Annotated in this window: 23 protein-coding genes, 1 tRNA gene and 1 riboswitch; of the genes, 9 read left to right on the top strand and 15 right to left on the bottom strand. The window is 63.5% G+C overall.

Features of this window, described 5'->3' with window-relative positions:
- From ABF859_RS08855 to secA, 9 genes are read right to left on the bottom strand one after another with little or no spacing between them, the layout of a single operon-like run.
- Complete coding sequence (locus ABF859_RS08855) at positions 1-996, bottom strand: energy transducer TonB (protein ID WP_415527404.1); 996 nt, start codon at positions 994-996, stop codon at positions 1-3.
- Between the two features lie 12 nt (positions 997-1,008).
- Positions 1,009-1,449: a protein TolR gene (tolR, locus tag ABF859_RS08860; RefSeq protein WP_415527406.1), complete on the bottom strand. Its 441-nt coding sequence runs from the start codon at positions 1,447-1,449 to the stop codon at positions 1,009-1,011.
- 3 nt (positions 1,450-1,452) lie between these two features.
- Positions 1,453-2,244 carry a protein TolQ gene (tolQ, locus tag ABF859_RS08865; protein ID WP_415527407.1) on the bottom strand — a complete coding sequence of 264 codons (792 nt, stop codon included), beginning with the start codon at positions 2,242-2,244 and terminating at the stop codon, positions 1,453-1,455.
- 29 nt (positions 2,245-2,273) lie between these two features.
- Positions 2,274-2,699: a tol-pal system-associated acyl-CoA thioesterase gene (gene ybgC / locus ABF859_RS08870; protein WP_415527408.1), complete on the bottom strand. Its 426-nt coding sequence runs from the start codon at positions 2,697-2,699 to the stop codon at positions 2,274-2,276.
- A 52-nt stretch (positions 2,700-2,751) separates the two neighbouring features.
- Positions 2,752-3,801, bottom strand: coding sequence for a Holliday junction branch migration DNA helicase RuvB (gene ruvB / locus ABF859_RS08875; protein ID WP_415527409.1), 1,050 nt, complete (start codon positions 3,799-3,801; stop codon positions 2,752-2,754).
- On the bottom strand, positions 3,798-4,400 hold the full coding sequence (gene ruvA, locus ABF859_RS08880; protein ID WP_415527410.1) for a Holliday junction branch migration protein RuvA: 603 nt from the start codon (positions 4,398-4,400) through the stop codon (positions 3,798-3,800). Before ruvA ends, ruvB begins: the two co-directional genes overlap by 4 nt.
- A complete protein-coding gene (gene ruvC / locus ABF859_RS08885) occupies positions 4,397-4,903 on the bottom strand; it encodes a crossover junction endodeoxyribonuclease RuvC (RefSeq protein WP_041111979.1) in 507 nt (168 codons plus the stop codon). The genes ruvA and ruvC overlap by 4 nt, the downstream gene beginning before the upstream one ends.
- The gene (locus ABF859_RS08890; protein ID WP_415527411.1) at positions 4,900-5,649 is read right to left on the bottom strand and encodes a YebC/PmpR family DNA-binding transcriptional regulator; all 750 of its coding nucleotides are present in this window, start codon (positions 5,647-5,649) and stop codon (positions 4,900-4,902) included. The genes ruvC and ABF859_RS08890 overlap by 4 nt, the downstream gene beginning before the upstream one ends.
- 34 nt (positions 5,650-5,683) lie before the next feature.
- Positions 5,684-8,449 (bottom strand): preprotein translocase subunit SecA, encoded by a 2,766-nt coding sequence (gene secA / locus ABF859_RS08895; protein WP_415527465.1) that lies wholly within the window; start codon positions 8,447-8,449, stop codon positions 5,684-5,686.
- 315 nt (positions 8,450-8,764) lie between these two features.
- Between secA and ABF859_RS08900 the strand changes: the two genes are divergently transcribed.
- The 5 genes from ABF859_RS08900 to ABF859_RS08920 all read left to right on the top strand — a co-directional run bounded on the left by ABF859_RS08900 (position 8,765) and on the right by ABF859_RS08920 (position 13,679).
- Positions 8,765-9,694, top strand: coding sequence for a peptidylprolyl isomerase (locus ABF859_RS08900; RefSeq protein WP_415527412.1), 930 nt, complete (start codon positions 8,765-8,767; stop codon positions 9,692-9,694).
- A gap of 4 nt (positions 9,695-9,698) precedes the next feature.
- Complete coding sequence (gene argJ, locus ABF859_RS08905) at positions 9,699-10,934, top strand: bifunctional glutamate N-acetyltransferase/amino-acid acetyltransferase ArgJ (RefSeq protein ID WP_415527413.1); 1,236 nt, start codon at positions 9,699-9,701, stop codon at positions 10,932-10,934.
- Between the two features lie 99 nt (positions 10,935-11,033).
- The gene (locus ABF859_RS08910; protein WP_415527414.1) at positions 11,034-12,263 is read left to right on the top strand and encodes an NAD(P)/FAD-dependent oxidoreductase; all 1,230 of its coding nucleotides are present in this window, start codon (positions 11,034-11,036) and stop codon (positions 12,261-12,263) included.
- 80 nt (positions 12,264-12,343) lie between these two features.
- Positions 12,344-13,093, top strand: a complete 750-nt coding sequence (locus ABF859_RS08915; RefSeq protein WP_415527415.1) for a 2OG-Fe dioxygenase family protein — start codon at positions 12,344-12,346, stop codon at positions 13,091-13,093.
- A 52-nt stretch (positions 13,094-13,145) separates the two neighbouring features.
- Positions 13,146-13,679 (top strand): hypothetical protein, encoded by a 534-nt coding sequence (locus ABF859_RS08920; RefSeq protein ID WP_415527416.1) that lies wholly within the window; start codon positions 13,146-13,148, stop codon positions 13,677-13,679.
- Between the two features lie 20 nt (positions 13,680-13,699).
- On the opposite strand, the gene ABF859_RS08925 is transcribed toward ABF859_RS08920, so the two are convergent.
- Positions 13,700-13,773 (bottom strand) — tRNA-Gly (locus tag ABF859_RS08925).
- Between the two features lie 109 nt (positions 13,774-13,882).
- A riboswitch (SAM riboswitch) is annotated at positions 13,883-13,962 on the top strand.
- Between the two features lie 73 nt (positions 13,963-14,035).
- On the opposite strand from ABF859_RS08925, the gene metZ reads away from it, so the two are divergent.
- The 4 genes from metZ to ABF859_RS08945 all read left to right on the top strand — a co-directional run bounded on the left by metZ (position 14,036) and on the right by ABF859_RS08945 (position 17,464).
- Complete coding sequence (gene metZ / locus ABF859_RS08930; protein ID WP_415527417.1) at positions 14,036-15,229, top strand: O-succinylhomoserine sulfhydrylase; 1,194 nt, start codon at positions 14,036-14,038, stop codon at positions 15,227-15,229.
- 41 nt (positions 15,230-15,270) lie between these two features.
- The gene (gene apaG / locus ABF859_RS08935) at positions 15,271-15,744 is read left to right on the top strand and encodes a Co2+/Mg2+ efflux protein ApaG (RefSeq protein ID WP_041111971.1); all 474 of its coding nucleotides are present in this window, start codon (positions 15,271-15,273) and stop codon (positions 15,742-15,744) included.
- 84 nt (positions 15,745-15,828) lie between these two features.
- Positions 15,829-16,995 (top strand): bifunctional 2-C-methyl-D-erythritol 4-phosphate cytidylyltransferase/2-C-methyl-D-erythritol 2,4-cyclodiphosphate synthase, encoded by a 1,167-nt coding sequence (locus tag ABF859_RS08940; protein WP_415527466.1) that lies wholly within the window; start codon positions 15,829-15,831, stop codon positions 16,993-16,995.
- A gap of 34 nt (positions 16,996-17,029) precedes the next feature.
- On the top strand, positions 17,030-17,464 hold the full coding sequence (locus ABF859_RS08945; protein WP_415527418.1) for a lysozyme inhibitor LprI family protein: 435 nt from the start codon (positions 17,030-17,032) through the stop codon (positions 17,462-17,464).
- A gap of 83 nt (positions 17,465-17,547) precedes the next feature.
- On the opposite strand, the gene ABF859_RS08950 is transcribed toward ABF859_RS08945, so the two are convergent.
- The 5 genes from ABF859_RS08950 to ABF859_RS08970 all read right to left on the bottom strand — a co-directional run bounded on the left by ABF859_RS08950 (position 17,548) and on the right by ABF859_RS08970 (position 23,458).
- On the bottom strand, positions 17,548-17,679 hold the full coding sequence (locus ABF859_RS08950) for a hypothetical protein (RefSeq protein WP_265589045.1): 132 nt from the start codon (positions 17,677-17,679) through the stop codon (positions 17,548-17,550).
- A 154-nt stretch (positions 17,680-17,833) separates the two neighbouring features.
- Complete coding sequence (locus ABF859_RS08955; protein WP_415527419.1) at positions 17,834-18,529, bottom strand: ATP12 family protein; 696 nt, start codon at positions 18,527-18,529, stop codon at positions 17,834-17,836.
- On the bottom strand, positions 18,526-21,051 hold the full coding sequence (locus tag ABF859_RS08960; RefSeq protein WP_415527420.1) for an AsmA family protein: 2,526 nt from the start codon (positions 21,049-21,051) through the stop codon (positions 18,526-18,528). Before ABF859_RS08960 ends, ABF859_RS08955 begins: the two co-directional genes overlap by 4 nt.
- A complete protein-coding gene (locus ABF859_RS08965; protein ID WP_415527421.1) occupies positions 21,048-22,058 on the bottom strand; it encodes an RluA family pseudouridine synthase in 1,011 nt (336 codons plus the stop codon). The genes ABF859_RS08960 and ABF859_RS08965 overlap by 4 nt, the downstream gene beginning before the upstream one ends.
- Positions 22,055-23,458 carry a replication-associated recombination protein A gene (locus tag ABF859_RS08970; protein ID WP_415527467.1) on the bottom strand — a complete coding sequence of 468 codons (1,404 nt, stop codon included), beginning with the start codon at positions 23,456-23,458 and terminating at the stop codon, positions 22,055-22,057. The genes ABF859_RS08965 and ABF859_RS08970 overlap by 4 nt, the downstream gene beginning before the upstream one ends.
- Between the last annotated feature and the right edge of the window lie 76 nt (positions 23,459-23,534).

Genomic DNA, 23,534 nt, shown 5'->3' on the forward strand with positions numbered 1-23,534 from the left:
TTACGGCCTGAAGACAAAACGCAGCTCATGCGTCTGACCAAGCATCTTGGAGGGGATCGGCAGATGGGCACAGGTGGGGCTCAGCACCGCATCCCGCGCCCGCTCCGCCAGAACGCGATAAGACGGGTCGGACGCCATCTTCGCAGCCGTTTCAGGCGCAAATTTGACGATCCGCGCCTCGCCGGTCGCGTCAACGGTCACAACCATATGCGCGACAAAGCTCGCATAGTTCCGCGCTTCGGTATCTTCGGTGTAGCAGCGGCGCACGGAGCCACCGATAGCCTTCTGATCCGCCATGGACAGGGACTTGGTGATGTCACCATTCGGCACACCGCCCCCGTTCGGCGCACCACCCTGCGGCGGATTGGCCTTCGCGGTCGGCGCGTGGGTCTGCTTCTGGTCCGCCCGGAAATTGTCCAGCGTCGCCAGCAGCGAATGACTGTCTGCTTCCGTCTTCTTCGCCGCATTCGGCTGCGTCATATGCGAGAACTTCGGCATATCGGGCAGCTTGTCGGCCTTCTGCGTCTGCGGGCTCGGCGGCGCGACCATCGTCGATTTCGACGGCGGTGACGGCGTGGGTGGCGACGCAGGCACAGGCTCGGGCGACTCATCCGTCATTTTGGGCGGAAGCTTCATGTCCGGCAGCTTCTGCGGCGGCGTCTCCGGCGGAGGCGGCACGGGCTGAGGCGGCGGTGGCGGCGGTGGTGGCTCTTCCGTCGGCGCCTTCAGAGGAGGCGTCGGGGCGGGAGGCGCCTCGTTTTTCACAGGTGCCGGGGCCGGAGCAGGCGCAGGAGCCGGATGATCACCCTTGACCGGATGGGTCGGCGGCCCAGCCTGCTCGAATTCCATCTGGACCGTTGGGGGCTCAGGCGGCTCAGGCGGTGTGGGAGGGGGGATCTGCACAAGCAGATACGCGATCAGCCCCAGGTGAATGGCGGCTGACCCGTAGAGCGCATGACGAAAGCGCCTGTTATCAGAGCGGCGTGGACGGACCACGGCAGAAGCCTCTTACTGGCCGCTCTGGGGCTGCTGCGCGAGAAGCGCAACATGCGTGAAGCCCCCTGACGTGATCTGTCCCATGACCTGCATCACCTGTCCATAATCGATATGGGCATCGGCACGGACGAAAATGCGATGGGTCGGATCATTCTGCGACTGCTGCTTGAGCTGGTCGATCAACTGGTCGGACGTGACCTGCTGATCCCCCAGATAAAGCGACCCATCTGTCCGCAGGGACACGGTGATCGGCTTGGAATCCGAATTGACCGGGCTGGCATCCGTCTTCGGCAGATCCACATTGACACCACTGGTCAGCATCGGCGCCGTCACCATGAAGATGATGAGCAGCACCAGCATGACGTCCACCAGTGGCGTGACGTTGATTTCCGACGCGGGCCGACGTTTGCGGCGTCCGCCCCCTCCAGCCCGTCCTCCCGCAGACATTCCCATGGTTCAGGCCTTCCCGCCGGTCGTATCGTCCGCACGTTCCTCGGACTGACGCGACAGAATGGCCGCGAACTCGGTGCCGAAAGCTTCCATGCGATCCGCGAACTTCTCGAAGGAATTGCTAAGACCGTTATAGGCGATATAGGCCGGAATGGCCGTCACAAGACCGATCGCCGTGGCGAACAGTGCTTCGGAAATACCGGGAGCCACGACCGAAAGGTTCGTGTTGTGCATCTGCGCAATGGACGCGAAGGAGTGCATGATGCCCCAGACCGTCCCGAACAGACCAACGAATGGCGCCACAGGACCGATCGTCGCCAGAAAGATCAGACGGCGCGTCAGACGGTCGTTCTCGCGCATGACGGTGATGTCGATGGCACGGTCGATCCGCTCCCGTACACCGCCCCGCGACAGATCGATCCCGCCGATCCGTGCGGAACGGCGCCATTCACCCATGGCCGCACCGAAAACGGCTGCCATCGGATGCGTCGGACGCGCGCCATCGGATTCGTAGAGATCGTCGAGCGATCCACCCGACCAGAAACGGTCCTCGAACTCGGTCGCCTCACGGTTGACGCGACGGATGAGAATGATTTTTTCCGCAATGATCGCCCATACGCCGGCGCTGCACAGCAGCAGACCCAGCATCACCAGCTTTACAACGATGGAGGCGTGCAGGAACAGGTCCAGAGGCGAAAGACCGGCCGCACCGACCGCCCCAAGCGCACTCGAACTTACCTCATGATCCACTGTTCTCTCCTGTACAGATCCTGTCCCTTGCGGGTCAGGACTCTCCATTGCACTTCATGAGGAAACAGGAAAGTGGGTCAGACCTCTCCTGCCTCCAGTTTTCTCACTGCATCACGCCACCGAGGCGGAATTTTGGCAGGTTTCATGTCCGCTGCATTCAGACAGGCCAGTTCAACGTCGATAACCGTAGCCGTTTCGCCACCTCCGGAATAATTCCGGACGGTCTGACAAAGTTTCAGCCGCGTCGGCGTCATGGCATCCAGCGCTGTCTCGATTTCCATCTCGTCATCGAGTCGGAGCGGTGAGCGATAGCGGATCGCTGCCTGCCGCACGACAAAGACCAGTCCGAAATCGTTCAGAAGCTCCGTAACCGACGCATCCGCATCCCGCATCGCTTCGCTCCGCGCACGCTCGGCAAAGCCCAGATAGCGCGCGTGATAGACGATACCGCCTGCATCGGTGTCTTCGTAGTAAACCCGGAACCTGATCTTGTGCGTGGCCATACTGTCTCTCCAGTCATGGTGCGCCCATCCCGCGAACCGTGTTCAGGGACTTTCAGGGCGCGGAATCGTCCTGCTCCAGCGTGGAGAGCAGGTCCACCTGGCTCGCCGGCGGCGTCAGGCCAAGATGACGCCACCCCGCCTCACCCAGCATCCGCCCGCGGGCCGTCCTCAGAACCAGCCCTTCCTGGATCAGGTAGGGCTCGATCACGTCTTCCAGCGTATCGCGCGCTTCGGCAAGCCCCGCCGCCAGCGTTTCCACACCGACCGGACCACCATGATGATGCTCGGCAATCCGCTTGAGATAGCGCCGGTCCATCGCATCCAGCCCGCGCTCATCAACCTCAAGCCGCCCCAGAGCCGCATCGGCCAGGTCCCGGTCCACGACAGCATGCTTCGAGACAAGAGCAAAATCCCGCACCCGGCGCAGCAGACGCCCCGCAATACGCGGCGTCCCGCGGGAGCGCTGGGCGATTTCTTCCGCCCCGTCATCCGTCAGGCGCATCCCGAGTTTCACAGCCCCGCGCGAGACGATCGCCCGGAGTTCCTCCGGCGTATAGAACACCAGCCGCAGCGGAATCCCAAACCGGTCCCGCAGAGGCGTCGCCAGCAGACCGGCCCGCGTCGTCGCGGCCACGAGCGTGAACGGCGCCAGATCGATCCGCACGGACCGCGCAGCCGGTCCCTCGCCAATGATTAGATCAAGCTGAAAGTCCTCCATCGCGGGATAGAGCACTTCCTCGATCGCTGGCTGGAGACGGTGGATCTCGTCAATGAACAGCACATCGCGCGGCTGGAGATTCGTCAGGATCGCCGCCAGATCACCCGCGCGCTGAATGACCGGCCCGGACGTCGCCCGGAACCCCACACCCAGTTCCCGCGCCACGATCTGCGCCAGCGTTGTCTTGCCCAGACCCGGCGGCCCATGCAGCAGCACATGATCCAGCGCCTCATTTCGCGCGCGCGCGGCTTCGATGAAGATCGCAAGATTTTCGCGGCTGGCCTTCTGGCCCGTGAAATCCGCAAGCGTCTCAGGCCGCAGACTGCCTTCGCCCGTATCCTCGGGCTGACGGGCCGGATCGGTTTCGCGGTAGTCGTCGCTCATCGCGCGAGATCCTTCAGGCTCAGCCGGATCGCCAGATCAAGCGTCGCATTCTCGTTCTCAGCCAGCACCCTGCTCAGAACCGGCCAGGCCTCAGCCCGACGGAACCCGAGCCCTGCCAGCGCCAGCAGCGCATCGTTCTCGACGCTCGGCCCCGAGACGATCCCGGGTGCAGACACGGTCCCGCCCCCGCCCGGCATTTTCGCAACCTTGTTACGCAGTTCGCTCAGGATCCGATCGGCCAGACGCGGCCCGACACCGGCCGCCCGCGTCAGCGAGCCCTTGTCCCCGGCATTGATGGCCAGCAGGATCTCGCCCGGACTGTTCGCCGACAGGATCGCCAGCGCCACTTTCGCACCCACGCCCTGCACGGTCGTCAACAGACGGAACCAGTCCCGCTCATCCGTCGTCGCAAAGCCGAAAAGCTGGATGGCATCCTCGCGCACGATCGTCTCGATCAGGACGCGCGCCACGGAAGGCGGCTGAGGCAGTGCCGCCAGTGTGCGGGTCGAAGCCGAAACCACATACCCCACACCGTTGACGTCCACGATGCAGCGCTCGCCCTCGATCTGCCCGACAAGTCCGGTCAGTTGTCCGATCATGCCATGCGCTTCCCGGCCACGACATGCGCCGCACTCGCCCGATGATGGGCATGACAGATCGCAACCGCCAGCGCATCGGACGCATCAGCCTTACGGATCTCCGCCCCCGGCAGAAGCCGCTTCACCATCATCGTCACCTGCTCCTTGGTCGCAGACCCGGTCCCGACCACGGATTTCTTGACCGTCATTGCCCCGTATTCCGCAACCGGCAGCCCTTCATAAGCGGGCGTCAGCAGAGCCACTCCACGCGCATAACCGAGCTTGAGCGTCGAGGAGCCATTGCGGTTGACATAGGTCTCTTCAACGGCCGCCTCGGCCGGCGCATATTCGCGGATCAGCTTCTTGAGCGCGCCATGCAGCTCGCACAGGCGAAGCGGCACGGATTCGGACCCATCGGTCCCGATGACCCCCGAAGCCACATGCTTCAGGTGATTGCCGTCCACGTCGATGATGCCCCAGCCCATGAAACGCAGGCCGGGGTCAATGCCCATCAGGCGGATCAAGCAGCCAGCGCCTCGGCCACGTCGTCGGGAATATCGAAGTTCGCGTAGACGGACTGAACGTCGTCATTGTCCTCCAGCACGTCGATCAGCTTCATGACCGACCGTGCCTTGTCCTCATCCAGCGTCACGCTGTTTTCCGGACGCCAGTCGAGTTTTGAAGACTGCGGCTCACCGAAACGGGCTTCCAGCGCGTCCCGCACGGCAAAGAAATTCTCCATCTCGCAGGTCACTTCGTGGCCCTCTTCGGTGGTCACGGCATTATCCGCACCAGCCTCGATGGCAGCTTCCAGCATCTCGTCCTCAGAGGCCACATCCAGCGGATAGCTGATGACGCCCAGACGCTGGAACATGAAGGACACGGAGTTCGTCTCCCCCATCGAACCACCGTGCTTGGAAAACGCAGCGCGCACTTCGCCGGCCGTCCGATTACGGTTGTCCGTCAGGCCCTCAACGATAATCGCAACACCCGCGGGGCCATAGCCCTCGTAGCGAACCTCGACGTAATCATCGCCACCCGCAGTGCCGGATGCCTTCTTGATGGCGCGCTCAATATTGTCCTTGGGCATGTTGACTTCACGCGCCATGGACAGCGCCGCCCGCAGACGCGGGTTGGACGAGGCTTCGGGCAGACCCGAGCGCACCGCAACCGTGATCTCACGCAGGACCTTGGCGAACTGCTTGGCGCGCTTGGCATCCTGCGCACCCTTGCGGTGCATGATGTTCTTGAACTGTGAATGACCGGCCATCGGTCGCTCCTTCCTCTATCTGCGTGTCAGAGGCTCAGGCGAGCCTGCCATGACAGTGTTTGAACTTCAGACCCGACCCACACGGGCAAAGGGCGTTGCGCGGCGTTTCCGCATACCAGCGCTGAAGCGTCGCCGCATCAGGCTCCGCACCCGTCGGGACGGGCTGCGGACGCGGCGGCATCGGAGCAGCGGACGGGAAACCCGCCATCGGCTGCGGCGCCGGAATATCGCCCCCCGTCGTTCCCTGCGCGAACAGCCCCGCAGGTTCTTCGGACGGACCGGACGTCTCGGTGTTGATAACCGGGAACGGCGGCGGCTCGGACACGGCCTGGATGCGGCACATCGTCTCCGTCACGCGGATGCGCATGTCGTCCAGCATGGCCGTGAACATCTGGAAGGCTTCCTGCTTGTACTCGTTCAGCGGATCGCGCTGACCATAAGCCCGCAGACCAATACCCTGACGCAGTTGGTCCAGCCCGTGCAGATGCTCTTTCCATACCGCATCGAACGTCGTCAGCACGACCTGCTTCTCGATCAGCCGCATCAGCTCGGGGCCCATATTGGCCGTCCGTGCCGCCTGCGCCTTGGCCGCTTCCGCCTCGATCCGCTCGATCACGCTCTCGGCGTCCATTCCGTCTTCCCTGGCCCAGTCCGCAATCGGCAGATCCAGGTTCAGGATGCGGGAGACTTCCTGCGTCAGCCCTTCCGTATTCCAGGCCTCGGCAAAGGATTTTTCGGGGATATGCGCATGCACCAGATCCTCGATCGTGTGCTCGCGCAGCTCGGCGATCACGCCCGACAGATCGTCCGTCGCCATGTATTCCCGGCGCTGGGCATAAACTTCCTTGCGCTGGTCATTCATGACGTCGTCATATTTGAGCGTGTTCTTGCGCATGTCGAAGTTGCGCGCTTCGACCCGCTTCTGCGCCTTTTCCAGAGCCTTGTTCAGCCAGGGATGAACGATCGCCTCGCCTTCCTTGAGCCCCATTTTCTGCATCATCGCGCCCATACGGTCGCTGGCGAAAATGCGGATCAGATCGTCTTCGAGCGACAGGAAGAAGCGCGAATTGCCCGGATCACCCTGACGCCCCGAACGGCCCCGAAGCTGGTTGTCCACGCGGCGGCTTTCATGCCGCTCGGTGCCGATCACATACAGACCGCCAGCCTTGTGAACTTCCTCGTGATGCTCCTCGACGATCGCGCGGATATTCTGCTCGACGGACTCACGCTGCGCCTCGTCCTCGACGCCTTCGGTGCTGGCCTTGACCAGCATTTCGATATTACCGCCAAGCTTGATGTCGGTTCCGCGGCCCGCCATGTTCGTGGCGATCGTAATCGCACCCGGCGCACCCGCCTGTGCCACGATCGTCGCTTCTCTTTCATGCTGACGGGCATTCAGCACGTTGTGCGGAATACCGCGCTGCGTCAGGATCTGCGAAAGATACTCGCTCTTCTCAATGGAGGTCGTGCCGACCAGAATGGGCTGGCCGGTCTCATGGATCTCCCGGATCAGATCCGCTACGGCACTGAACTTCTCCGCTGCCGTCAGATAGACCTCGTCATCCGTATCAATCCGCTTCACCGGCAGGTTCGTCGGGATTTCCACCACGTCGAGGTGATAGATTTCCGCGAACTCGTCCGCCTCGGTCATGGCCGTGCCGGTCATGCCGGACAGCTTCGGGTAGAGGCGGAAATAGTTCTGGAAGGTGATGGAGGCGAGCGTCTGGTTCTCCTGCTGGATCTCCACATGCTCCTTGGCTTCCAGCGCCTGATGCAGACCATCCGAATACCGGCGCCCGTCCATCATGCGGCCCGTGAACTCGTCGATGATGACGACCTTGCCATCCCGCACGATATAATCCACGTCCCGCGTAAACAGCGTATGTGCCCGCAACGACTGCTGGACGTGATGAACCACCGCGACATTATGGATGTCGTATAGCCCGCCTTCCTGAAGCACGCCGGCTTCGGCCAGAAGTTCCTCGACACGGTGCGAGCCCTGCTCGGTCAGCGTGACCGACCGCAGCTTCTCATCCTTGTCGTAAACGTCCGGCTCCTGAACGAGCTTTACGACCACATCATCGACAGAGCGGTACAGATCAGAACTGTCATCCGCGGGGCCGGAAATGATGAGCGGGGTCCGCGCCTCGTCGATCAGGATGCTGTCCACCTCATCCACGATCGCGTGGTTGAACGGACGCTGCACCATGTCGGCGAGCGAATATTTCATGTTGTCGCGCAGATAGTCGAAGCCGAACTCGTTGTTCGTGCCGTAGGTGATGTCCGCGGCATAAGCCTCGCGACGCTCCCCGTCCGACAGGTTCGGCACGATCACACCCGTCGTCAGCCCAAGGAAGCTGTAGAGGATGGACATCTCTTCCGCGTCACGCCGCGCAAGATAGTCATTCACCGTGATGACATGCACGCCCTTGCCACTCAGTGCGTTCAGATAGACCGCCAGCGTCGCCACAAGGGTCTTGCCCTCACCGGTGCGCATCTCGGCAATCCGGCCCGCATGGAGGACCATGCCGCCAATGAGCTGCACATCGAAATGGCGCTTGCCGAGCACACGGCGCGAGGCTTCACGACAGACCGCAAAGGCTTCCGGCAGCAGGCCGTCGAGCGTCTCGCCCTTTTCAAGCCGCTCCTTGAACTCCACCGTTTTGTGCCGGAGCTGTTCGTCGGAGAGGGCCTGGACCGCAGGCTCCAGTGCGTTGATCTCGGGCACACGGCGCTGATACGCCTTGAGCGTGCGATCGTTGGCGGAACCGAAAAGGGCGCGGGCGAGGCGTGCGAACATGCTGAACCTTGAGATGCCGAAGACCCGAAGCGCCAGCTCTTTCCACCACCGGAAAGACCCGCCACACCGGGCCGTCAGGATTTTCACGTCTGCTGGAGATAGGACCCGGGCCGCAAAGGGTCAATGGAGAGGCCGCCGGGAACGCCGAGGAAATGTCCTCATTGTCATCACAGTGTCACATCTGTGCCCCCCTCCCCATCCCGGACGGCACCCGCGTGAAGGAATGGTAACAGACCGCACCCTTGCAGGGCGGACCAGCCTTTGTCATGGTGCAGGCCATCCTTATTTTCAGGTCACATCCGAGGTAGTTCCCACATGCGGCTTTCCCGCTCCACTTTCGCTCTCGCCGCCCTTCTGGCCGGCACGTCGGTTGCAGCATCGACGGCTTTTGCCGCCCCTGCCGCCGCTCCTGCCGCAGCCGCTCCGGGGGCTGCCACGCCGGCCGCCGCTCCCAACCCCGACATGCTGATCGCCACCGTCAACGGTTCGAAGATCACCCTCGGTGACGTCCAGCGCGCCGCTGGCAACCTGCCGCCGCAGGCCCGCCAGATCCAGCCGTCCGTCCTGGTTCCGCTGATCGTCAACCAGCTCGTTGACCAGAAGGCTGTCCAGATCGCCGCCGACAAGGAAGGCCTGAGCCGCAAGCCGGACGTGAAGGCTGCCATGGACGCCGCTGCCGCGAACGCCCTGCAGAACGCCTATCTCGAAGAGAAGGTCGGACCGCTCGTCACCGATTCCACGCTGCACGACTTCTATCAGTCGCATTACGCGAACAAGAAGCCGGAAGAAGAGATCCACGCCCGCCACATCCTCGTGGACAGCGAAGCACAGGCCAAGGACATCATTGCCCAGCTCGGCAAGGGTGCTGATTTCGGCAAGCTCGCCGCACAGCTCTCCAAGGACAAGGGTTCCGCTGGTGCAAACGGTGGCGATCTGGGCTGGTTCAAGAAGGCGGACATGCTGCCGGCCTTCTCCGCAGCCGCTTTCGCCATGAAGCCGAACACAATCTCCCAGACCCCCGTTCACACCCAGTACGGCTGGCACGTGATCCAGGTTCTCGCGACCCGCACGGCCCCGATCCCGACCTTCGATCAGGTCCACGACCAGGTCCGTCAGGAACTGATCCGCGACAAGGTGCGTGACATCGTTCAGGCCGCCGAATCCCAGGTGAAGGTCGTTCACTACGACGCACAGGGCAAGCCGATCCCGAACGCAGCCCCGGCTGCCGCACCTGCAAAGAAGTAAGTCCATGGCAAAGCCGCTCCCCGTCTCTCCGCTCGCTCGTCCGCTTCCGGACCTTGCAACGATTGCGGGCGTGCGGCTTTCCGCCGTCGCCGCGGGCATCCGCTATCAGGGCCGCACGGACCTGATGCTTGCGGAATTCGTCCCCGGCACGGTTGCGGCAGGCGTCTATACCAAGAACGCCTGTCCCGGCGCCCCGGTCCTGTGGTGCCGTGAAGCACTGAGCACACCTTATGCCCGTGCCCTGCTTGTCAATGCAGGCAACGCGAACGTCTTTACCGGCCGCGCCGGAAGGCAGGCCTGCGAGGACTGCGCCGACGCAACCGCCAAGCTTCTCAACTGCCCGTCGCAGGACGTCTTTCTCGCCTCCACGGGCGTGATCGGCGAAAAGCTGCCTCAGGACCGCATCATCGCGGCCCTGCCCGCTGCCAAGGCCGGACTGAATGAAAACGGCTGGGCAGACGCAGCCCGCGCCATCATGACGACGGACACGTTCCCCAAGGCCGCGCGCCGCGATGTGACGATCGGCGGAACACCCGTCCGCATCCAGGGCATCGCCAAGGGATCAGGCATGGTCGCCCCGGACATGGCCACGATGCTGGCCTATGTCGCAACCGACGCAAAGCTGCCGCAGAACGTCCTTCAGTCCCTGCTGGCCTCCGGCTGCGCGCAGAGCTTCAATGCCATCACCGTCGATTCGGACACGTCCACTTCGGACATGCTGATGGTTTTCGCGACCGGACTGGCTGACAATCCCGAGATCGACGACGTCAACGACCCCGCTCTCGCCGAGTTTACACTCGCGCTGAACGACCTCCTTCTGGAGCTCGCGCTGATGGTCGTGCGTGATGGTGAGGGTGCGACAAAGCTTGTCCGCATCGCTGTTACCGGGGCAGATTCCAACCTCTCCGCCCACCGCATCGCGCTGTGCATCGCCAATTCCCCCCTCGTCAAAACCGCGATTGCGGGCGAGGACGCCAACTGGGGACGCGTGGTCATGGCGGTCGGAAAAAGCGGCGAACCCGCGGACCGCGACCGTCTTTCCGTCGCCATCGGCGGCACATGGATCGCGAAAGACGGCGGCGTCGTCGAGAATTACGACGAAGCCCCCGTGGTCGCCCACATGAAGGGGCAGGAGATCGAGATCGCCGTCGATCTCGGGCTGGGTGACGGCGCGGCCCGCGTCTGGACCTGTGACCTGACGCATGGCTACATCGACATCAACGGCTCCTATCGCAGCTGACCGTCCCAACACGTCACCGAGAGCGGGGCTTGTGCGTCCCCGCCTCTGCCGTTAGCAAAACCACGGTGCCGTTTCGCACTTGATATGAGGAAAAAGTCCATGTCCGCTGCAGCTCGCGTGCTTGTTCTTGGCGGTGGCGTTGGGGGGCTTGAAGCTGCAGCAGCGCTCGGGCGCCAGCAGAACATTTCCCTGACCCTGGTTGACCGCAGCCCTGTCCATTACTGGAAGCCCTCTCTTCACGAATTTGCTGCAGGAACCATGCAGCATCAGGGCAACTGCATCCCCTTTACCGATACAGCCGCCAAATTCGGCTTTACCTTCCTCCAGGGGAGCCCGGTCGCCGTCAATCGTGAGGCCAAGACCGTCTCGCTCGATACGGGGGCAACCCTGCCCTACGATTATCTTGTGGTCGCTCTGGGCTCACGCGCGAACGATTTCGGCATTCCGGGTATCGTCGATCACTGCATGTTCATCGACAGCCTGAACGATGCCGATGCGCTGTTCGCCACATTCCGCGAAGCCGTGCAGAAAGCCCGCGCCGCTGGTGAGAAACTCTCCGTCGGCATCGTCGGCGGAGGCGCGACCGGCGTTCAGTTGATCGCCGAACTGTGCAAATCCATCGATGACGCCCGCGGCCTGGGACCAGCCGTCCGCAAGTCCCTGCTGGAGGCCGTCCTGATCGAAACCGGCCCGCGCATCCTCCCGGCCTTCCCCGAAGCCGTCTCGACGGCAGCCACACGGCAGCTTGAAAAGCTCGGCATCTCCGTTCTCACCGGCGCGATGGTCGTGGGTGCGGATGACACTGGCTTCAATCTCAAATCCGGTGAGCACATCACAGCCAGCCTCCGCGTCTGGGCCGCTGGCGTGCGCGCTTCGGATGCCACGAACCTTCTCGAAGGTCTGGAACGTGGGCGCTCGGGCCAGCTCGGCGTGACCACCACGCTCCAGACCACCCAGGACCCGACAGTCTTCGCTATCGGCGACTGCTCCCGGATCGACGCCGCACCGATCGCGCCGACCGCACAGGCCGCCCGCCAGCAGGGCCAGTATATCGGCCGCGCCCTGCCGGAAATCATTGCCGGCAAGACCCCCGCCCCGTTCGTCTACAACGACCGCGGCGCCGTCGTGGCCCTTGGTGACTACAACGGCTGGGGCATGCTGGACGCCAAGCGCAGCTTCGGTGGCGGTCTGCTGTCGGGTCTGGCTGCACGCCTGATCCATGAAGGACTGTATCGTCAGCACCTCGCCGGAATCCTGGGCCTGACGCCCACGGCCTGCAGCACGGTCCGCGAACATCTTTCGCCGGTCAAACCTGATCTGGGCGCCTGAACTCCCTTTTCAGCCTCCCGTCAAAAGGGGAATCCGGGACGCAGCATCACCAGATCCTGCGTCCCCCGATCCGAGAACCCATGAGCCCTACCGATCTCCCCCCGCCCTTTGACAAGGTTCTGACCGGCATCGAAGACACGCTGCTGGAAAAGGGTTTTTCCTTCCTTCAGGCCAGAACCACGCAACCCCTTCTGGAACATGAAGGACTGACCGACTGGCAGGGTTTTGCCGAAAGCTGGAACCATCTGGGTCTTGACCGCTATATGGCGGATGGTGGCCGTTACCGCCGCCGCCGCTATGCGACATTCGCCGTCACGGCCAACACCATCACCCGCAAGAAGCACCAGCCTCACTACCAGAGCCGGGATTACAACCTGCTGAATGGCGGCATCGAACGCTGGTTCCCCGCCGTAACGGATTCCATCGCCGCCCACCCCGCCATGATGGCCGCAATCCGGACCGTCGCCCGGATTGCGGACGCCCTGACGCCGCCGAAGGAAAAACCGCCGGTCTGGCATGTGGAGGTGCATCAGTTCCGCATCGAGGCCCGTCCCGGAAACGAGGGACACCCCACTCCGGAAGGGCTGCACCGCGACGGTGTGGACTGGGTGCTCGTCCTCATGGTCGCCCGCCACAATGTGGAACAGGGTGTCACCACGATCCACGACATGCGCAAGGAACCGCTCGGCTCCTTCACACTCACCAATCCGCTTGATGCCGCAATCGTGGACGACCATCGCGTCTATCACGGCGTCACGGCCGTCCAGCCTGTTGATCCGTCACAACCCGCCTATCGGGACGTACTGGTGGTCACCCTCCGCCACGAATGACACCCGAACCTTCAGAGATGTTCTTCTTCAATTTCGTGTTATGACAGGTCTCATGTCGATCCAGCAGATTCTTTCCCGCCCTGCGGCGGTTCTGGCCCTGTCCTTCCTGCTCCCCGGCACGCTGGCCTGCGCCAGTGCCGCGACAGGCAAAACCCGCCATCACACGCGGCACCTATCGCAGTCGGCCAGTGCTGCGCCTGTCATCCTCACGGCCCATCCGGGAACGAAGCTGGATGAAGACGCCCGCAAACTGAACGCGGACGATCTTCAGGACGCGGCGAAACATCATGACCAGCCGGTCGTGCTCGTCGGCTCCGCTCCGCTATCCTCAGGCAAGAATGACGAAGCCCTGTTTGTGCAGCTCCAGTCCGCCCGCCTCTGCGGTTCCGCAGGCTGCACGACGTCCGTCTATCTGAAGCATAACGACACCTGGAACACGGTTCTGGACTCCGTGAACGGCGACATCTCCGTCCTCCCCACGCGCCACAAGGGCATGCATGACCTGCTCGTCGGCCCGAACGACCGCTGGATCTGGAACGGCAGGGAATATCAGGACACGCTCAGCGCACCGCCGATGCCCAAATAATAACGATTTTTCAGGAAGTCTGGAGCGGGCGAGGGGAATCGAACCCCCGTATGCAGCTTGGGAAGCTGCCGTTCTACCATTGAACTACGCCCGCGCTCTGGCCTGAGCATACCCGCTTCGCGATCCCTTCGCAATCCGTCTCCAAGGTGTTGACGCAAAACCGAAATACGGCTCATAGTCCTCTCCGTCAGAAACGTCATGGCGTGCCTGACCCTCGTGATTTGAGCGGCCGGCTTGCGGCGAGGTTAAAGAATTGCGCTAAAGAGGCCCTGCGTCGTTATCGAACGATTCCCAGGACTTCCACGGCCCGCCACATGCGCCCTGCACAAACAGGGCGTTTTATGGAGGGACACATCATGTCTTCAGAAAACTGGCGCACAGCCACCCGTCTCCTGCACGAAGCCCCGAACCGTACCGAGTTCGGTGAAACGTCCGAAGCACTCTTCCTAACATCCGGCTTCGTCTATGACAGCGCCGAACAGGCCGCCGCCACCTTCACGGGCGACGTCGAACACTTCCAGTATTCCCGCTTCGGCAACCCGACCGTCGACACGCTTCAGGAGCGCCTCGCCCTTCTCGAAGGCGCCGAAGCCTGCGTCGCCACCGCCACCGGCATGGGTGCCGTCTCCTCGGCCATCCTGTCGTCTGTAAAGGCCGGTGACCGCGTCGTCGCCTCCCGCGCCATTTTCGGCTCCTGCTACTGGATCGTAACCAACCTCCTGCCCCGCTACGGCATCGAGACCGAACTTGTGGACGGCACGGATTACGACGCCTGGGAGCGCGCCCTGTCCAAGCCGACAGCCGCCGTGCTGATCGAAAGTCCGTCCAACCCGATGCTCGATGTTCTCGACATCGCCCGCATTGCCAATCTGACGCACAAGGCCGGCGGCCTGCTGATCGTGGACAATGTGTTCGCAACGCCGCTCGGCCAGTCCCCGCTCAAGCTCGGCGCAGACGTGATCGTCTATTCCTGTACCAAACATATCGACGGACAGGGCCGCGTCCTCGGCGGTGCGGTGCTCGGCTCCAGCAAGTGGATCAGCGAGACCCTCCAGCCCTTCACCCGCAACACCGGCAACGCCCTGTCGCCGTTCAACGCCTGGGTCCTGCTCAAGGGGCTGGAAACGCTCCAGCTCCGCACGGACGCCATGGCCCGCAACGCCGCCGCCGTGGCGGATGCACTGGCCGAACTGCCGGGAATCGTTCAGGTCCGCTATCCGGGCCGCGCCGATCATCCGCAGCATGAACTGGCGGGCAAGCAGATGAGCAATGGTGGTTCCATGGTCGCCTTCGTGGTCGACAGGGGTCGTGAGGGCGCGTTCGCCTTCATGAACGCCTTCAAGGTGATCGCGATTTCCAACAATCTCGGCGACGCCCGCAGCCTGGCCACCCACCCCGCCACGACGACGCATATGCGCGTCAGCGAAGAGGAGCGCGCCCGTCTCGGCATCACGGACGGCGCCATCCGCCTCTCCGTCGGTCTGGAAGATCCGGCAGACCTGATCGATGATCTCAAGCGCGGTGCGGCGGCCGTTGCGGCCCTCGCATAAGTTTTCCTGACAAATCCCCGGGATGGCTTTACAATGGCCTCATGCCTGACAAGTCATCCCACCCCCATCTTCATGCCGATCCCGAAACGGCACTCGCCGAAGCCATGGAAAGCGCCCCCCGCTTCAGCGAAACCACGGACGACGTGACGGTCACGGTCCGGACCTTCTGGCTGGACGACCAGTCCCATCCCGAAGACCATCAATACGCCTGGGCCTATCACATCAGCATCGAGAACGAGCGCAAGGACACGTTCCAGCTCCTCTCCCGCAGTTGGGAAATCGTGGACGGGCTTGGACGCAAGGAACATGTTCACGGCGATGGCGTAGTTGGCGAACAGCCCGTGATCGGCCCGCAGGAACAGTTCGACTATACCTCCGGCGCCATGCTCACGACGCCGACCGGCTTCATGCGCGGAACCTACCACATGGTCGAGCCACGCTCGGGCCACCGCTTTGACGTCAGCATCCCCGTTTTCAGCCTCGACAGCCCCCACGACAGCACACTGGTGCACTGACCGGCCGTGGGCGGACCGCACGGACAGGCAGGAGAACAGTCACACAAGCTTGACGTTCCCGCCGTCCCGGCCCATTCCTCCCCCATGCGTATCGCTGCCCTCCTTCTCGCCGCCGGTCGTGGCCGGCGCTTTGACGCCTCCTCGCAGAGCGGGGAAAATTCTTCCAAGCAGTTCCGGATGCTGCGGGGCAAACCCGTCATCCGCCGAGCCGCCGAAGCCCTCCTGCCGCATGTGGACGTGCTCCTGCCCGTGGGCGACGACCCCCTGCTGGCCGACAGCCTCAAGGGGCTGGATATCCTACCCCCCGTCAGCGGCGGCGCGGAACGCCATGACAGCGTGCGCAACGGCCTCGAAGCCCTCGCGAAACTGCCCGAACCGCCCGATCTGGTGCTGGTCCATGACGGCGCCCGCCCCTGCGTCCCGGCGGAAGTGGTGCAGAACGTCATCAACGCCCTGAAGACCCATGAGGGCGTGATCCCGGCCGTCGCCGTCATCGACACGATCAAGAAGGCCACGGACGGCATCATCGTCGATACCGTCCCCCGTGACGGGCTGTGGCGCGCCCAGACCCCGCAGGGTTTCCGCTTCGGCACCCTGCTCGAACTTCACCGCACTCTGCGTGATGCCCGCACCGACGATGCCGCCCTGCTCGAACAGGCCGGCCATCCGGTCGCGATCGTCGAAGGGTCGGAAGACAATATCAAACTGACTGTTGCGGAGGACCTGATGCGTCTTGAAGGTGTGATTGACCGGAACCTGCTGCCCCGCGTCGGACTGGGCTATGACGTCCATGCCTTCGAGGAAGGCCGCAAGCTGATCCTGTGCGGCATCGAGGTGCCCCATACGAAGGGCCTCGCCGGACATTCCGACGCCGATGTCGGCATCCACACGCTGTGCGACGCCATCTACGGCGCGCTGGCCGAGGGCGATATCGGCCGCCACTTCCCACCGTCCGACAACGAATGGAAGGACATGGATTCGGCCCGCTTCCTCGTCCATGCCGGTGAGCGCATCCGCGAGCGTGGCGGCTTCCTCGTGAATGCCGACGTTACGCTGATCTGCGAGCGCCCCAAGATCGGCCCGCATGCCGAAGCCATGCGCAACCGCCTCGCCGATCTGCTGAAGGTCAGTGTCAGCCGCATCTCGGTCAAAGCCACGACCTCCGAGCGTCTGGGCTTCACGGGCCGCGAGGAAGGCATTGCCGCCACCGCCACAGTGAGCATTATGGTTCCCGATACCGGAGAAGCCTGACCTTCATTTCACCGCCCGTACACGGAGCACCGCCATGAGGATCCGCCACCTGCCTGTCTGTTGCGTCACGGCCCTGCTGCTGGCCCAGCCGGCACTGGCGGCTCCGGTCTGCTCCGGCAAAACGACGCAGCAGATTCAATCCTGCTTCAGCTCCCGCCTGGCCCAAGCTGAGGCGCAACTGAAGCGACATACGGAAACGGCCCTGCGACGGATGCAGGGTCCAGGCTTCGCGGCCCGGACACAAGCAGATTTCCGCAAAGGCGAAGCAGCCTGGTGGGCTTTCCGTGAAGCAGAGTGCAAGGCCGTCGCAAGCCGCTGGTCAGACGACACGATCAGGACGTCCATGGAACTGTCCTGTCGCCTGAAACTCACTGAAGAGCGGACCTACGAACTCTGGCAGAACTGGCTGACCTCTCCGGACCGGGCAACCCAGATCCTTCCCGAGCCCGCACTCAGCCCCCCGAACTGAACACTCCGGGCCTGACAGCCACAAAAAAAGCCCGGCCCTCCCAAAGGACGCCGGGCTTTTTTCATATTCGATTGTGCAGCGGCTCAGCCGTGAATGGCGCAGACCACCACGATCAGAGGTGTCGCAGCGAGAAAGAGCCACGCCCCGATGGAGCAGGTCTTCACGACACGGGTACCCATGTGACGCAGCAGGGGCTTACGAACGGATACGGACATCTCTTCCTCGACTCTGACAGTGTTCGACAGATCCGGAGATAGCGCCCGATCCCCGGCTGGGGCGAGTCACCAATCATCTCGTTCTGTCACATGGCAGGAGCTTCAATGATCCCCGAATATGGCAAGATCATGCCCCATTCAGGGCATTTTCCTCTCAGATCGAAACCTGCCGCCCCAGTGTCAGGAACATGCCCGCATCGAGAATATCCTTCTCGCGGTTTTCCATGGTGCGGACGAGTTCATCATCCTGTCCCCAGGTCGCAAGCTGGGATTTTTCGTCCATATTGGCCCAGAGCACCGCATCCACAAGGCTGACAGCGCCTCCCACGACCGCAAGCGACAGAAGCAGACTGCCCGTCGCCTGCGCCAGAACGCCAAGAACCGCGAGTTCCAGATCGCCCTGCGGTGCCAGAAGCCCCGCCAGAGCCTCCATATACCCTTCGGGCTGCACAACCGGCATGAGACCGTCGGTTACACTCGGGTGAATCCTGTAACCCGAAAGCCAGGCAAAAACCTGCATCGCAACCGGCCCGATCCCGTCTTCGCAGTAGCAGAGCCCATCATCCACCCCGAGTCCGAGGAGCATGCCCCGCGCAGCCTGCGGATCGGGCGCAATCCGCTCGATCATCGTCCCCGCCATCCGCGTCAGTGGCAGCGAATCCGGCGTGAAGGACGCCCCTTCCGCAATCTGCCCCCACTCACCAGCAATGGCCTCGGCCAGCGCAGACGAACGGACGGCAAGAACCTTTCCCTGCGGCAGGCGGATCGGACGGCCATCCAGACGCGGCTCGAACAGCCCGTTCTCCTGCGCGACAGAAACCGCTTTCCAGAAACGCTTGTGCCCGCTCAATGCAGAACCCCCAGAGCCCGCAGGATGTCCCCGGCCTTCGAATGATGCTCCTTCACGGGCGCAGGAGCCGGACCCGCCTGCCCTTCCCGTGCCGCAGCCAGTGGCGCGGTGCAGGGATCGGCAGCCGTGCTGTCCCCGCCGATCGTCACATGGAAATTGCCGCCCGCGTCACGATCCTGCTCGACATGCGGCGCACCCAGCGTCCCCGTCAGCACGACCGGCGTGGATGCCCCCGCCCCTTCAAAATCCACAACCGGCAGAAGGCGCAGATCCAGAGCCTGTGTCCCAAGCCCCACCGTGCCACTTCCCGATGTGGAGAAACGGCCGGACTGAAGCCCCAGCGTGTCGATATGGGCGACGTCGTTCGCAATATTCATATGCAGCCCCAGACAGCGGAGCGAACGCCCCCCTTTCCCGAGAACCACACTGGCCGCAGACCCTGCCATCTGCCCCAGAAGTTCGCTCTGCACTTGGCCATCCACCATTGAGATACCCAGATGCCCGTCCAGCGACTGCCGCAGTTCGTCAGAACTGTTGCCCTTGGCCGAAAGCTGCCCCACGACCTGCACGGGCCCCTGAAGCAGGAGCGGCATTCCAAGCTGTTTTTCCACCAGCCCGGCCGGCAGGACAAGCGGCTGGAACGTCACGCTCCCCGTCACCGGAAGCGTACTGGCATCCAGTTCCGCCATCCCCGAAAGGGGCAGATCCTGGGCCTGACCAGAAATCGGGTCCAGACGCAGATGCCCACCCGACAGCGTCAGCCGCGTTGCAAGATCGGTATACTCACGCCCTGCAAACACGACATGATCCGCGGTCAGATGCAGGTTCACATCCTGCGCCCGCAACCGTTTGACCCAGGATGGCGTCGGATAGGCAGGCGTCGAAGCAACCGAAGAATGATCGGGCACGATTGGAACCGGGCCGTCGTTCTGCGGAGACACAGGCTTCGGCACAACCACACCCGAAACAGGCGACGGGCTCGCAGGAGCAGGAGCAGCCGCCGGCGCGGGCTGGAGCCACAGCCCCTTGAGCGCATCCACATCCACCCGGGCAAAATGCAGGTTGCCGCTCACCACCGGCGGCACATCATGCCCCAGAACCAGCGTCAGAGCCCCATCCAGCGAAAGCTCCTGACTGCCGAATGTCAGCCCGTCGAACGTCATGCTCTCGCGGTCATGACCCGACAGTGTTCCATGCAAACTGACATCATGCAGCACCGCACCAGACAGATGCAGGGTCTTGCCGCTGCCCTCCGCCGTGAGATGCCCGCTTTCCGCCCCGATCGTTCCCGAAACCGCAAGCCGTGCATTATCCTGCGCATTAAGCGCAGGCGCCCCGGACAGAAGTGCCGCCTGACTCCGCAGCTCCGCCGTCAGCGGCACCGCGGTCTTCAACCCATCCCGCCATCCTGCCAGAGCCTGCTGCATCGTCCCGGCCCCGGCTTCGACATGCCATGCCGTGTCCCGCCACTGCGTATCCGCCGTCGCGGTCAGCGGCGCATCCGGCCCCGCGGAATCGACATGCAGGTTCTGCAACCCGCCCTGACGCAGCCCGACATGACCCGCATGCAGATGCACCCGCGTCGGCGTCATGCTGTCCAGAACCCGCCGCAGAAGCGCGCTCCCATCCAGACCCGTCAGCGGCCCGGGACTCCCCTGAACCGCAACATCCCCACCGAGGGCCGGGACATCCGGGAGATTGGCATGCGGGAACAAACGATGCGCGTCCTGAAGATTGGGCCACTCGCCCTGCGCCGTCAGCACCACGTTTTGCATCTGCGACGGGTTACCAATCCGCCCGTCCAGATTGAGCCAGTCGCGCTTTTCGCCGTCACCCAGCGTCGTCCCGATGCTGAACGCCCAGGGCTGAGTGCCCCGGATCTGCGACAGATTGCCAACATGCCCCTTCACCGTGAACGGCGTCCCGGCATGATGCCCCTGAAGGCTGATCCACGGGCTGGAACTGCGCAGACCCGCCAGATCCAGCACATCCAGATCGAACGATCCGCTGGTGCGGGTCAGACGGTCATTCCAGAGCACAGCGGTCTGCGTGAGATGCAGTCCGTCCAGAGACAGGTCCCAGTGCGCGTGAATCCGCTGGCCGCTCTGCCCCCGAACCGGCAGGGATGCATCCTCGCCCTCGCGGTCCGGCGTCAGAGACCAGTTGGCCTGCCCGTCCAGACCGCGCACCAGATTGAGCGTCGCCTTCTCGATAACGAAATCCTGAAACCGGACCTCACGGTGCAGCAGGGCGAAAACGGCAATCCCGGCATGGATTGTATGGGCTTTCAGAACCGGCGTCTGCCCATCACGCGTCAGCACCACGTCCGATGCCTCGAAAGCGGGCCAGGGCAAAAGCTGCACCGACGAATGACGGACCTGCATCGAAAGCCCCGTCTGGTGCTTCAGCGCCACAGCCACACGCTCGCGCAACGCGTCCTGATCAATCAGGAAATGCGTGGCCACGCTCACGCCAACAAGGGCAACGATGACGGCGATCAGAGCGCCGGTGAGCTTCTTCATTTCGCAGGCCCCCGGCCTTTTGCGCTGCTGCTTCCGCCGCGAACGCGCTTGGGCGCAGGCGTCTCACCCGGCACGAAGCCCAGCGTGCGGAATGTCTCACGCATATGCGGCGGCAGAGGTGCGGTCACGATCAGGCGGCCACCGGCGGGATGGGGAATATCAAGCTGGCGCGCATGCAGATGCAGCCGGTCGATGAACCCTTCCGGATGCGCAGCCTTCCCGCCATAGCGCGGATCGCCAAGGATCGGCGTGCCAATGGATTCGGTGTGCACGCGAAGCTGATGCGTCCGGCCCGTCAGCGGAGACAGCTTCAGCCAGCTCAGCTTTTTTCCAGCCGCATCGAGGGTCGCGTAGTCCGTCTTGGCCGAAGCCGCGTCTTCCTCACCGCGCTCGGCGGCAATCACCAGAGCCGCACCACCCGCACCGATCTTCGCCAACGGCTGGTCGATGATGCCGGATTCCGGCGAAGGCCGCCCAACGACCACGGCCCAGTACGTCTTGTCCACATCGCGACCACGGAACGCCGCCGCCAGCTTCGCCGCCACACCCGGTGTCCGCGCGATCAGCAGAATGCCGGACGTGTCACGGTCGATGCGGTGCACCAGACGCGGCCGGTCCCCACCCTCGGGCCGCAGACCATCGAGCATCATATCCACGTGCTTGGTAATGCCCGGACCGCCCTGCGTCGCAAGACCGGACGGCTTGTCGAGAACCAGCAGATGCTCGTCCTCGTAAATCACCATTTTGCGGATCTCGCGCGCCAGCATCGGGTCCGGTGGTGGCAGCGGAGCGGGCTTGTCCACATCCGGCAGCGGCGGGATGCGAACGCTCTGTCCGGGGATCAGGCGTGTGTTGGTCTGAACACGCCCTCCCTCCACGCGGATCTGTCCCTTGCGGCACAGTTTCTGAAGCGCGCCCTGCGTCAGATTGGGGTAGTGACGTCTGAACCAGCGGTCGAGGCGAATATCGGCCTCATCCTCGGTCACGATGCGGTTGGTAACTGTCATGGTTCGCGGGATGCCCTCTTGGCGGCCCGCATGTCCAGAAGTTTTCTGATACGCCCCTCATGTCCGCGGTCCGTGGGATGATAAAGGGACGCTCTGGGCATCCCTTCCGGAAAGTAGTTCTGACCCGAAAACGCGTCCTCGCTGTCGTGGTCGTATTCGTAGCCCTTGCCGTAGCCGATATCCTTCATCAGGCTCGTCGGCGCATTCAGAATATGCGACGGAGGCATCAGACTGCCGGTATCGCGCGCCAGAGCCCGGGCCGCCTTATAGGCCGTATAGACCGCATTGGATTTCGGCGCAGTCGCCAGATGCACCACAACCTGCGCCAGCGCCAGTTCCCCTTCCGGAGAGCCCAGCCGCTCGTAGGTCTGCCATCCCGCCACGGCCATCGGCAGCGCGGACGGATCGGCCTGCCCCACATCCTCGGCCGCAAACCGGGTCAGGCGCCGGGCGATGTAGCGCGGGTCTTCCCCACCCTCCAGCATCCGCGCGAACCAGTACAAAGCCGCATCCGGATCACTGCCCCGCAGCGATTTGTGCAGCGCGGAAATAAGATTGTAGTGCTCTTCCCGATCCCGGTCATACAGGATGGCCCGGCGCGACAGGATCGCCGCCAGATCGCGCGGGGTCAGAACTTTCGACGGATCAAGCGCCACAAGCTGCTCGACCATATTCAGCAGATACCGCCCGTCCCCGTCCGCCATGGCCCGCAGACTGGCCCGCGCTTCCGGATCGAGCGGGAGAGGACGACCGACTTCCTCTTCCGCATGCACCAGCAGGCTCTCAAGGCTCGCATCATCCAGCCGGTTCAGCACCAGAACCTGACACCGCGAGAGCAGCGCAGCATTCAGTGCGAAAGACGGGTTTTCCGTGGTCGCACCCACCAGAACCACCGTTCCGCGCTCCACATAGGGCAGAAATCCGTCCTGCTGCGCGCGGTTGAAGCGATGGATCTCGTCCACGAACAGCAGCGTGCCCTTGCCCGTCGCGGCCTGTTTCTGGTCGGCTTCCTCAAACGCCCGGCGCAGATCCGCCACGCCGGAAAAAACGGCCGAAATCTGGGAATAAAACAGTCCGGCACGTCCGGCGAGAAGTCGTGCAATCGTCGTCTTGCCACACCCCGGACCGCCCCACAGAATCAGGCTCGACAACGTGCCCCGCGCCAGCATCCGCGTGAGTGTGCCCTCAGGCCCGAGCAGATGGTCCTGCCCCCGCACATCCTCCAGCCGCTTCGGCCGCAGACGATCCGCCAGAGGCTGCGTCCGGGAAGGCGGACGGCGCTGTACCTGCGGCGCCTCGATCGGACGGCCCTGCCGCATATTTTCCGGCGCACGGGGCGGCACACGACCTGAAGCCTGCGTACGGTTCGCCTCCGGAGCGCCGCCGAAAAGATCTGTCATGTCGGTCACTGGCGTCTCCCGCTCCCCGGTGCATCATCAGAAGGTCTGCCCCTCCAACATGGGGAGCCCGGCCGGT

Source organism: Gluconobacter sp., assembly GCF_047722525.1.
In the GTDB taxonomy this organism is placed as follows: Bacteria; Pseudomonadota; Alphaproteobacteria; order Acetobacterales; family Acetobacteraceae; genus Gluconobacter.